Source organism: Corallococcus sp. 4LFB (genome assembly GCF_046520365.1).
GTDB classification, from domain to species: Bacteria; Myxococcota; Myxococcia; order Myxococcales; family Myxococcaceae; genus Corallococcus; species Corallococcus caeni.
Genome location: NZ_JBKGHJ010000040.1, coordinates 18,782 through 29,357, shown reverse-complemented (window position 1 = coordinate 29,357; position 10,576 = coordinate 18,782). Strand labels below are relative to the sequence as shown.

Below are 10,576 nucleotides of genomic sequence, written 5' to 3'. Positions count from 1 at the left end.
GGCGCCAGGGGGGCGCGGGCGCTTGCGGCGCTGGATGGCGTAGGGCCGGTAGAAGGCCTCCCAGAGCGCGGCCCGGCGTCCGCGCGGCCGGGTGCGCAGCTCGCCCAGCGGCGCCCGGATGAAGAAGGACGCGGTGAAGAGGTACGCCGCCGCCACGGTGAGGAACAGGAGCGACGCCATCACCACCGGGCCGGGAATCCACGCCACGTGCGCCCGGTCCACGAAGTCCCCGAAGTCGCGCGGCGGCCGCGGGTGGCTGTAGACCTTGAAGAACCAGGTCACCAGCAGGACGATGAGGATGGGGCCGTACGCGCGGTTGAGCCGCGTCGCGATGGCGGACAGCAGCGACAGCTGGATCTGCGGCCGGGACATCTCCACCGCCAGCTCGCGCAGCGCGTCCGGATCCACCGGCTCGCGCCGCAGCATCGGCGCCCACCAGCCGTCCTCCAAGAGGCGCACCCGGCGGTTCCACAGGTCGTAGTAGCGGTAGCGCCGCGCCTCGATGAGCAGGAAGGACACCACCATCCAGATGCCCACCAGGAACGTCACGTGCGAACTCGCTGGCGTCGCGAAGCCGAAGGAGATGACCGCGGCCGTCGTGGTGAGCGCCCAGTTCGTCGTGGTGTCCAGGCGCGTGCGCCACGTGTCCGAGCGGCTCAGCTCGCCACGGAAGAGCTGCGCCATGGCCTGCTGGGAGACCACGGGCTGCTCCAGGTCGTTCTGCCTCCGCTCCTTGACGCTCATCCGTGCCGGGGAAGGTGGGGACGAACGCCCCCTTCGGCCAGGGGGGCCGGGCGGGCGGGGCCTCGGCGCCTTCCGCCCGCCAGGGCTGTGGGACGCCGGACAGTTCCGCGCCGGGTGGGCAGGGGGGACGGGTGGCTGGAGGCCTGGGGCGTGCGCATCGTGCGCCCTTGAGCGTGCCTTCCTCCGATACCGCCATCGCCGCCCTGTCGGGCCTGCTCTCGGACGAGGGCGAGCGCATCACGCGCCTGTGGTCCAAGCGCCTGCGCGCGGAGACGTACGACGTGGAGGTCCCGGGCCGCGACCTGCGCGCGCCGCTGCGCCACCTGCTGGATGAGCTTGCCCGGCTGCTGGAGAGCCGGGGCGAGGACGCGGTGCGGCTGTGGCCGGAGGTGGTGCGCTCGCACGGGGCCTTCCGGTACGACCAGAACTTCGAACCCGAAGACCTGACGCGCGAGTTCAAGTCGCTCCAGGAGGTGCTGCTCTACGTCTACGCGCGCCGCAACGGGGGCGTCATCGACGCGGACGTCGCGGAGCTGGTGTCGGAGCTGGTGTGGGAGGCGGACGCGTCCGCGCAGGCCTCCTACGCGCGCGTGCTCAAGACGGAGGAGGTCCGCTTCCGCGAGGCGGCGGTGATGGAGTCGGTGCTCAACCACGTGGAGGTGGGCATCCTGCTGGCGGAGACGGACGGCATGGTGTCCTTCGCGTCGCCGCCGGTGAGCCGCCTGATGGGCGTGCCCATGCGCGCGGTGGTGGGCGCGCGCGCCGCCAGCTCGCTGGGGCCCGTGCTCACCCAGGTCAACGCGCGGCACCCCACGGGGGAGCCCTTCAAGGTCCATGACATGCCCTTCCTGCGCGCGCTGCGCGAGAAGGGGCCGGTGCGCGGCGTGATGATGCAGGTGGAGCGGCCCGGGGGCGGGGACGCCACGCTGGAGATGAGCGCCACGCCGGTGTGGGAGGAGGACCAGGTCCTGGCGGGCGTCATCCAGACCTTCAGCGACCGCACCGAGGCGGCCGTGAAGACCAAGGCCCTGGAGAACGCGCACGACGAGGTGCGCAGGCTCCAGGGACAGCTCCTGCGGCGCACCCGGCAGCAGGCGCTGGGACAGCTGGCGAGCGGCGCCGCGCACGCGCTCAACAACTTCCTCAACGTGCTGCGGCTGCGCATCACGCTGTTGCAGCGCGAATACAAGCCGGAGCACGTGGAGGCGCTGGACAGGACGGTGCGCCAGATTGGCGAGCTGGTGGCGCGGCTGCAGGAGTTCAGCGTGCAGCGCACCGAGGAGCGCCTGGGCAACGTGCCGGTGGACCAGACGGTGCGCGAGGCGCTGGAGCTGGCCCGGGGCGAGCTGGAGCAGCGCGAGCACCCGGTGCACACGGAGCTGGACCTGGGCGTCCCGTGGGGCGTGAAGGCGGATGCGGGCTTCTTCCGCGAGCTCATCGTCAGCCTGCTGCTGTCCGCGCGGGACCGGATGGAGGGGGGCGGCACGCTGGTGGTCCGCACGCGTCCCGCCGGGGAGGGCTGGTTGGAGATGCGCCTGGAGGACGGCGGGCGGCCCTACGCGCAGGACGAGCTGGCGGGCCTGTTCGACCCGCTTCGCCGGGACCCGGGGGCGCCGCAGTTCTCGCTGTTCCTGGCGGTGGCGCGCACGCAGGTGCAGCGCTGGGGCGGAGACCTGACGGTGGAGAACCGGCGCGACGGTTCGGGCGCGAGCTTCATCGTGAGGCTGCCGCGCTACAGCGACGTTCCGGCCGGGGCGCCGCCGCCCTCCGCGCAGCCGATACCGCGGACGCCGGGAGGCGTGCCTCGCCTGCCGGCCCGCGCGCGCCGCGTGCTGGTGGTGGATGACGACCTGGACAACGCGCGGATGATGGCCGAGGTGCTGGGCGAGGAGGGCTACGAGGTGCAGGTGGCGCACAGCCCGGAGGTGGCCCTGCGCATCTGGGAGAAGCATCCGTATGACGCCGCGCTGCTGGACGCGGTGATGCCGGAGATGACGGGCTGGGAGCTGGCGCGCGAGCTGCGGCAGCGCACGCCCCAGGCGCTGCTGGCCATCGTCACCGGCATGGACGTGCGAGGCCAGAACCGCGCGAGCCTCGCGCAGGTGGACGCCGTCTTCCGCAAGCCCATCGACGTGGGCGCCCTGGACGACTTCCTCTCCCAGACCCGGGGTGAGGAGGAGCCCGCGGAGGAGCCAGGCCCGCACGACGTCACGCACTGACGGGCGGGAACGCTCGCGGCCTCCCACCCGAGGCGGTCGCAACCTGTCCGACAGTCGGACAGGCTCGGCGGGAGGACGGCGCTGGGCGCTCCCTGCCGGGACCATTAGAGTCCGCGCGTGATTTCCCCGGCGGAACTGGAGCGCCTGCGCCGCAAGGTGGAGGCGGGTGAAGTGCTCGGCGGCGCGGAGCTGGACGCGCTGCGCGCCGAGGCCGCGCGCGCTCCCGGGCCCACGCTGCGCCTCACCCTGGCGCATGCCCTGGTCAACGCGGACGCGGAGCGGGAGGCCCTGCCGTTGATGCAGGCCCTGCGGCGCGACTTCCCCAGGGACCTCCAGGTGCGCCTGGGGCTCGCGCGAGCGCTGCTGGGCCTGGAGCGGCACCGTGAAGCGGAGGCCGAGCTGCGCGAAGCGCTGGTCCTGAGCCCCGGTGACCCGGAGGCCCTCAAGGTGCTGGCCGTGCTCGCGCTGCGGCAGGGGGAGGGCGCGCGCGCCGCGCCTACGTGGCCGAGGCCGTGGAGCGCGACCCTTCGACGCGGAGGCGAAGCTGCTGCGCGCGGAGCTGGAGGCCGCGGACCTGCCTCCGCCTCCGTGCCCGAGGAGCAGGTGCCTGCGCCCGGAGTTCACCGCCGCGCTCACCGCCGCGCTGGGCCGCGCGGGCGTGGCCTTCCGGCGCCAGGGCCGCGACCTGCTGGTGAAGCTGGCCTCGGGCGGCGTGGGCCGCGTGGACGTGGGCTCGCTGTATGCCGCGTATCGCGAGGCACCCGGTTCGCAAGGGCTCACCGCGCACGTGGAGGCGCTGGCCTCACGGCTGGGCGGGCTGTCCTCCGGAGTGGGGCCCACGGGGGTGTCGTTGGATGCGCTGCGTCCGGTGCTGCGGCCCCCAGGCTTCGTGGCGGGGACCCAGGGGGCGCTGTTCCGGCCGGGGCCCGCGGGGCTGGAGGTCTTCTACGTGCTGGAGGACGCGGAGTTCATGCGCTACCTGCCCGCCTCCGCGCTGAAGGACGCCGGGCTCACGCTCGAAGCGGTGGACGCGGCGGCGTGGCACAACCTGGAGCTGCGTCCCGCCGACGTGCGGCCCGTCGTCATCGACCAGGGCGAGGTGCGGCTGGCGGAGGCGTTCTCCGGCATCTGGGCGGTGACGGGCGGCGACGGCCATGACGGCGCACGGCTGCTCACGAAGTCGCAGCGCCGCAGGCTCGACGCGGCCACGGGCGGAGGCCCGCTGCGCGTGAGCCTGGGCCGGCGCGAGGTGGCGCTCCTGTGCCGCGACCCCGACGGTGATTCGGTGCGGAGGCTCGCTGAACTGGGGCACGCGCCGGATGGGGTGCCCGGAGTGTTCCTGCTGGAAGGGGACGCGCTGCGGAGCGCGTGAGCTACGCGCCCAGCGCCTGCTGATACACCTTCAAGTCCTTCTCGCTGAAGAGGACCACGGTGACGCGCTCCAGCTCCGGCCTCCGTTCCAGGGCCGCGCGGATCTCCCGCAGCGCGATGGGCGCGGCCCGCTCGATGGGAAAGCCGTAGACGCCCGTGGAGATGGAGGGGAACGCCACCGTGCGCAGCCCGTGCTGCTCCATCAGCGCGAACGCGTTGCGGTAGCACGAGGCCAGCAGGGCGTCCTCGCCGTTGCGCCCGCCCTGCCACACCGGGCCCACCGCGTGGATGACGTGGGCCGCGGGCAGCCGGTAGCCCTTCGTGATGCGCGCCTGCCCGGTGGGACAACGGCCCAGCGTGAGGCACTCCGCGAGCAGCTCCCGCCCCGCCGCGCGGTGGATGGCGCCATCCACGCCGCCCCCTCCGCCCAGCGAGGAGTTGGCCGCGTTCACGATGGCGTCCGCCGTGACGTGCGTGATGTCTCCCTGGATCAACTCCAGACGTTCCGTCATCCCGCGCTCCCCACCGGCAAGGTCTCCACGAACCGGACCTCGCGGAAGCCCAGCGTGAGCAGCAGGCCCCGCAGTGAGCGCTCCGCGGACTGTCGCGCCTTCTCCTGGAGGCGCCGGTCCTGGCGCACCTCCTTCTCAAAAGCCAGACGCGCCTTCTCCAGCAGTTGCGCCGTCTGCGCGCTGTCCAGGTTGGAGTCGATGACCTCCGTCTCCCCGGGCCGCAGCGCCACCGTCACCTGCATGGGCGGCAGGAGCACGTCCACGCGCGTGCCCACGGCGTGCAGGTGGCTGGAGTCGAAGCGCTGGAAGTCGAACCCCAGGTGCGCGTCCGCGAACACGATGGCGCGGCCGTGCGGATCCTGGAGCGTGTAGCTGGCCCACAGCAGCACGTCCTTCCACAGCGCGTCCGTGGCCTGCGGCTCCGGCGTGAACGTGACCTTCTTGTAGAGGGACACGTCCAGCGTCTCCAGCCGGGCTACCTCCCGCATCTGCTCCACCACCGCCGCCGTGTCCGGCAGCCGGGGGGCCGCGGGGCGCAGCAGCACCCAGGCCCCCAGCGCGCCGAGCGCGACCGCGGCGACGAGGGACAGGGCTCGCGAGACGTTCTTCGCCATGGGCGGGGAGTCTACCCGCTTCCGGAACGGGGGCGTCCTGGGGCAGCGTGTCGGACGCGGGCTTCCAGACAGGCGGTCCGGGAAGGGGAGTCGCACGGTGGAGCTGACGGACGCGGAGGTGGAGGCCCTGGGCTCGCGCGGGTACTTCGTGCGGGATGGCTTCCTCGGCGAGGTCCGGGCCCGGGCGGTGCGCGCCGCGGCGCTCGCGCGCGTGGAGGCCGGGACGCTGAAGCCCGCGGGCATCCGGCGCGGCGCGGACCACTCGCTCGACACCTCCGTGCGCGGCGACCACATCGAGTGGGTGCTGCCCGGCGCGGCCCCCGAGCTCGAGGCCCTGTGGCACCGCTTCCAGGCGCTGGGGGAGGCCGTGTCCTCGGGCGCGTACCTGGGGCTGGGGCGCTTCGACGTGCAGCTCGCCTGCTACCCTGGCGGCGGTGCGCACTACGCGCGCCACCGCGATGCGTTCCCCGGCCAGTCCAACCGCCGGCTCACCGCCATCTGGTACGCGAACGCGGGCTGGACGCCGGAGGACGGCGGCCTCCTGCGCCTCTTTCCGGAAGACACCGGCGCCCCGGTGGAGGTGGCGCCGGTGCTGGACCGCCTGGTGGTGTTCCTGAGCGAGCGGCTGGAGCACGAGGTGCTGCCTGCCCACGCTTCCCGTCTGGCCCTCACCGCGTGGTTCTACGGCCGGGGCACCTGAGCCGCTAGCCCGCGTCGAACGCGCCGCCCCCGTCGTAGGACGGACCCGGGCCCGCGTCGTAGGTCGTGCCCGCGTCCACCTCGCCGCCGGAGCCCTCCAGCGTGCCGATGATGTAGATGTCGCCCGTTCCGGTGCCCGGGCAGTTCTGCTGATTGCGCTTCAGCAGGAGCTGCGCGTACGCCACGGAGCCCTGGTACACGTCCACGGGCGCGCTGCCGGCGTACACCTCCCGCCCCGCGCCGTTGTAGGCCCGCACGTCCACGATGCGCCGCGGCCCGACGGGGATGTTGCTCAGGTAGCCCTCGATGTAGCCATTGCCCACGTACAGGGACTGGGGCGGCGTGGGCGGCAGGTCCTGCGCGGTCACGGTCGCCGCGGCCGACGTGACGCCGCACGCGTCACCCGCGAGCGAGATGCGCATCCGCACGGACTCGGTGCCCTCGGCGTTCTCGGGCTCCTCCGGCCCCATGCCGCAGGCCGCGATCATCAGCGCGCAGCTCGTTCCCAGCACGACTCCCCATCGGCTTCGCTTCATGTGGTCCCTCTCCCGGGTGGCGCGTCTTCCGCGCGACCTTGAGACACGCACCCCGTGCGGGTTGGGACATGCACCGTGACGAAAGTCCTGGAGGGCAACGGCGCGCGGCGGAAATGGACCGGAGCCTGCCTGCTCCACGGCCTGCCCGGACCCGGGCGGATTCCAGGCGGAACGGCGGCGTCCGTGGCGCCTGTCGTGCGGGCGGGACGTGTCTAGGTTCTTCCACAGTCATCTTCGTACGGGGGATCAAGATCATGTTCCAGAACAGGACGAAGCGGCATTGGATGGTGGGGCTGGCGTTGGGGGCGTCCATGACATTCCTTGCCGGCTGCGGCGGCGCGAAGGCCGCGCGCGTGGACGACAAGATGATGGCGCGCATCCCCGAGGATCAGCTGGGCGAGGTGCGTGACGCGCAGCTGGCCCGCACGAAGGCCGCCGACAACGTGACGCGCGCCGAGGTGGCCGTGCGCGACGCCGAGCGCGCCACGGAGGTGGCTCGCCGCAACAAGGAGGCCGCCGAGAGCCGCATGGAGGCGGAGGAGGCGGCGGTGAAGGCCGCCAGGGCCACCGGCCAGCAGAGCGCCATCGCGCAGGCGAAGTCCAAGCTCGAGGGGGCCCAGGCCGGCCGCGCCGCGGCCGAGGCCGAGGTGGCCTGGCATGAGCGCAAGACGGAAACCGCCAGGGCGGAGAAGGACCTGCGCGAAGCGGAGCTGAAGGTGGCGGACGCGCAGCTCAACCTGGCCCAGTACCAGGCGCTGGAGCAGAGCGGCGACGTGCGCGCCAAGGAGATGTCCGAGGCGAACTACCTGTCCGCCGTCGCGGACGCCAAGCGCGGGGCGGAGGAGGCCCGGCGCCAGCTGGGCGAGCAGAAGCGCGTGGAGCAGGACGCCCGCGCCCAGTGGCAGCGGCTGCGCTCGCAGGCCCCGCAGGGCTACGGCGGCAGCGGCAACGCGGACTGACGCTCCCGCGTGAAGCGCGAAGGGACGGCCCCGGGCACTCGCGAGGCTGCCAGGGGCCTGTCTGCGTGCGCCGCGGCTACCGCACCTTCAGGGTGGCCGCGCCCTTCAGGTCGCGCTGGAGCGTGAGCCAGAGCGCCTGGCCCTCCGGGTCCACGGACGCGAAGTAGTCCGTGCCCGCGGTGAGGGCCTGGGCGTCCAGGGTGACGCTCGCCGGAGCGGTGGGGGCCGTGTAGCCGTGCACCACCAGCATCGGGTGCGCGAGTGTGCGGCCCGCGGTGTCGAACGTCAGCGTCACGCGGTTGGAGGCGGCGTCCGCTTCCCACGTGGCGTAGACGGGGTTGTAGCCGGCCACGTCATAGGGGACGGCATCCGTGCGGCCCACGCCGCCGGGGCCGCGCGTGCGCACGGTGCCCTCGGAGGCGGTGAGCTTTACGCCCTGCCAGGCCTCCACCTCCGACACCAGCGACAGCACCGGGCTGGCCGCGTGCGTGCCCAGCACCATGAAGACGGAGTAGCTCTGGTAGGGGTGGCCGGAGAGCATCACGCCGTCGTCGCCCAGGCGCGGGTACTGCGACAGGCCCACCGCGCCGAAGTTGCTGCCCCACGCCAGCCGGTGGGAGTGGGTGACGGAGGGCAGCTCGTACTGGTTGAGCTGGTAGGCCCAGTTGTAGTCCACGGGCATGGGGCCGTCGGCGTGGCGGGTGCCCCACTCCGGATACAGCCAGTAGCCGCCGGCGGGCTTCTGCTCCCACGTCTGGGTCTGCACCGCGCCCATCTCCGCGTCCGGCGCGGCGGTCCACATGCGCGTGTAGGGGACGACGTTGGGTTCGCGGTAGTCCCAGCCGGTCTCCAGGGTCACGGGGGAGGACAGCGTGACGAAGCGGTAGCGGTCGCCCCAGCCCAGGCCGGCGATGTCCGTGTTGGCGTTGCCGTCGAAGCCCAGGTCGCCGTAGGGCGAGCGCACGTCGGCTTCAATCTGGTTCGCGGGGAAGCCGGACGCGTCGTGGGTGATGGCATACAGCGGGTGATCCCGGCCGGTGGCGAAGAGGTACTGCACGGTCACCCGCACCACGTGGCCGTCCAGCGACAGCGGCCACTTCAGCTCATGCAGCGCGTGGTGCGCGCCCTTGAAGACGATGCGGCCGGTGCCGCGCACGTCCTGCGTCCACGCGCCCCACACCGGGCCTTCCCTCAGGTGACTGGTCACCATGCCCCAGCCGGGCACCTCCGGGTTCTGGCCGTCGCAGATGCGCTCGGCGCCGGCGACCTCGTAGGTGTAGCGGCGGATGTAGCCGCCGTTCCAGCCGGCGGGGTCCGCGGCGTCGTTGCGCACGAGCGACACGGAGCGCACGTGGCAGTCGCGGTCGCGCCAGACGTAGCGGTCCGTGTTGAAGCCGCCCAGGTCTTGCGCGCACTGCAAGCGCAGCGGGGCGCAGGTTCCGCTGGCCGGATCCGCGGGGGGGCTCTCCGCGCAGGGGTCCGTGACGGGGTTCTCGTCGGGCGGGGCGCCGTCACCCGGGCGCACCTCCTTGCCGCCACAGGCGGTGAGGCCCAGGGCCGCCAGCAGGGCCACGGTGTGTCGCGCGAAGGGGAGGGGTTGGAGGGGCATGGTCGCTTTCGAAGAGGTGGGCCCTCGGGCTTTGTCACCCTCACGCACGGTGGTGCAAGCCTCCACCTGGAGCGCCAGCGGGTTTGTTCCCTGAAAGCAGGCGGGCAGTCGGGCGGTGGGTGGCCTGGAGGAGGGGCCCCGGTGTCGCAGGGGAGTGTCCACCCTGCTGACATGGCGAACGTACGGCAGCTCGTCACGGTGGGCATTGTGAGTCTCTTCGCGGTGCCCGCGGTCGCGGAGGAGGGGGTGGAGGGGCGCGTGCAGGAGTTCTTCCTGGGGGATGGGGCGCCCCCGCAGCAGCGTGGCGAGGTGCAGCTGGGCACGGGGCTGGAGTGGACGCGGCAGGAGGGCGAGACGCGCTTCGAGGTGCCGGTGCTCGGCGAGTACGGCCTCAGCGACCGGATCCAGCTGGAGGCGCAGGTGGCGCTGACGACGCCGGAGGATCCGCGCGGGTTGGACACGGCGGAGGTGGGCATCGGGTTGGCGCTGGTCAATGACAGACAGCGCGGCTTCACGCTGAGCCTGGGCATGGACCTGGAGGCCACGCGAGACGTCGCGGACGACCGCTTCCGCCCGGGCTTCGAGCCGTACCTGCTGGCGTATCAGGACGTGGGCCCGGTGGGCTTCAACCTCCAGCTCAAGGCGGAGCAGCTGCCTAGGGTGCGCGGGCTGGGGAGCGAGCTGCATCCGGACCTGGCGGCCGGAGCGGTGCTGGCGTTGGGACCGCTGCGGCCCATGATGGAGGCGGGGTGGCGGGACGAGGACGGCACCTCCACCATGCTGCTGTCACCGGGCCTGATGGCGCGTCCCATGAAGTCCCTGGAGTTCGGAGTGGCGGTGCCCTGGAGGCTCCACGCGGGCGGCGAGCGCGACGTGGGCGTGATGGGGATGCTGATCTGGCAGGGCGGTGGGGCGTAGCGGGGGCGTCGCTCAAGCGGGGTCCAGGGACCAGGTTCCTTCTTCCCAGCGTTTCAGTGCCTCCCGGGCCTCGAAGGGGATCAGCCCTTTTCCCTTCGCGGCCTCCTCCAACACCGCCTTGGCTTCATCGGTGCGATACCGCAGCAGCAAGGCCGCCGCCGCGGTTCGCACATCCATTCGCGGATGGATGAAGAGGGTTGCGAGCGCGTCCCGTCCCACATCCCCGTGGGTCCTCAGCCGCTTGAACGCTGCAATCGATTCCTTCGCGTGCTTGTTTCCGGTCTTCGCGTCGCCTCGCCAGATGGCGTCCGTCTGTGCTGCCACGTTCTGCGCGAACTCCTCGACAAGCTTCTGAAGGTCGGCCGTCATCATCGTCCGTTCCGAATGTTGTCAGT

At 72.6% G+C, this 10,576-nt stretch carries 11 protein-coding genes; 5 read left to right on the top strand and 6 right to left on the bottom strand.

What is annotated here, in order from left to right:
- Window positions 1–744, bottom strand: a 744-nt coding sequence (locus tag ACLEQD_RS07150; RefSeq protein WP_410382779.1) for a DUF2270 domain-containing protein, incomplete at its 3' end; no start/stop codon positions are given.
- A gap of 173 nt (window positions 745–917) precedes the next feature.
- Between ACLEQD_RS07150 and ACLEQD_RS07145 the strand changes: the two genes are divergently transcribed.
- Both ACLEQD_RS07145 and ACLEQD_RS07140 read left to right on the top strand, forming a co-directional pair.
- Window positions 918–2,963: a response regulator gene (locus tag ACLEQD_RS07145; RefSeq protein WP_410382777.1), complete on the top strand. Its 2,046-nt coding sequence runs from the start codon at window positions 918–920 to the stop codon at window positions 2,961–2,963.
- Between the two features lie 297 nt (window positions 2,964–3,260).
- Entirely contained in the window at window positions 3,261–4,121 is an 861-nt protein-coding gene (locus ACLEQD_RS07140; protein ID WP_410382784.1) for a tetratricopeptide repeat protein, read from the top strand.
- A 215-nt stretch (window positions 4,122–4,336) separates the two neighbouring features.
- On the opposite strand, the gene ACLEQD_RS07135 is transcribed toward ACLEQD_RS07140, so the two are convergent.
- Together ACLEQD_RS07135 and ACLEQD_RS07130 are read right to left on the bottom strand one after the other, a co-directional pair.
- Window positions 4,337–4,846, bottom strand: a complete 510-nt coding sequence (locus ACLEQD_RS07135) for an O-acetyl-ADP-ribose deacetylase (protein ID WP_410382776.1) — start codon at window positions 4,844–4,846, stop codon at window positions 4,337–4,339.
- Window positions 4,843–5,460, bottom strand: a complete 618-nt coding sequence (locus ACLEQD_RS07130) for a DUF4230 domain-containing protein (RefSeq protein WP_338263223.1) — start codon at window positions 5,458–5,460, stop codon at window positions 4,843–4,845. The genes ACLEQD_RS07135 and ACLEQD_RS07130 overlap by 4 nt, the downstream gene beginning before the upstream one ends.
- Before the next feature lie 97 nt (window positions 5,461–5,557).
- On the opposite strand from ACLEQD_RS07130, the gene ACLEQD_RS07125 reads away from it, so the two are divergent.
- Window positions 5,558–6,160: a 2OG-Fe(II) oxygenase gene (locus tag ACLEQD_RS07125; RefSeq protein WP_410382774.1), complete on the top strand. Its 603-nt coding sequence runs from the start codon at window positions 5,558–5,560 to the stop codon at window positions 6,158–6,160.
- 4 nt (window positions 6,161–6,164) lie between these two features.
- Here the strand turns inward: ACLEQD_RS07125 and ACLEQD_RS07120 are convergent, their stop codons facing one another.
- Window positions 6,165–6,695 carry a hypothetical protein gene (locus tag ACLEQD_RS07120; RefSeq protein ID WP_410382772.1) on the bottom strand — a complete coding sequence of 177 codons (531 nt, stop codon included), beginning with the start codon at window positions 6,693–6,695 and terminating at the stop codon, window positions 6,165–6,167.
- Between the two features lie 311 nt (window positions 6,696–7,006).
- On the opposite strand from ACLEQD_RS07120, the gene ACLEQD_RS07115 reads away from it, so the two are divergent.
- Window positions 7,007–7,654, top strand: coding sequence for a hypothetical protein (locus ACLEQD_RS07115; protein ID WP_410382771.1), 648 nt, complete (start codon window positions 7,007–7,009; stop codon window positions 7,652–7,654).
- 76 nt (window positions 7,655–7,730) lie between these two features.
- On the opposite strand, the gene ACLEQD_RS07110 is transcribed toward ACLEQD_RS07115, so the two are convergent.
- Window positions 7,731–9,263 carry a hypothetical protein gene (locus ACLEQD_RS07110; RefSeq protein ID WP_410382769.1) on the bottom strand — a complete coding sequence of 511 codons (1,533 nt, stop codon included), beginning with the start codon at window positions 9,261–9,263 and terminating at the stop codon, window positions 7,731–7,733.
- A 171-nt stretch (window positions 9,264–9,434) separates the two neighbouring features.
- Here ACLEQD_RS07110 and ACLEQD_RS07105 point away from each other — a divergent pair, with 171 nt between their 5' ends.
- Window positions 9,435–10,181, top strand: coding sequence for a hypothetical protein (locus ACLEQD_RS07105; protein WP_410382767.1), 747 nt, complete (start codon window positions 9,435–9,437; stop codon window positions 10,179–10,181).
- Between the two features lie 12 nt (window positions 10,182–10,193).
- On the opposite strand, the gene ACLEQD_RS07100 is transcribed toward ACLEQD_RS07105, so the two are convergent.
- A complete protein-coding gene (locus ACLEQD_RS07100) occupies window positions 10,194–10,550 on the bottom strand; it encodes a DUF2019 domain-containing protein (protein ID WP_410382782.1) in 357 nt (118 codons plus the stop codon).
- Window positions 10,551–10,576 lie beyond the last annotated feature (26 nt).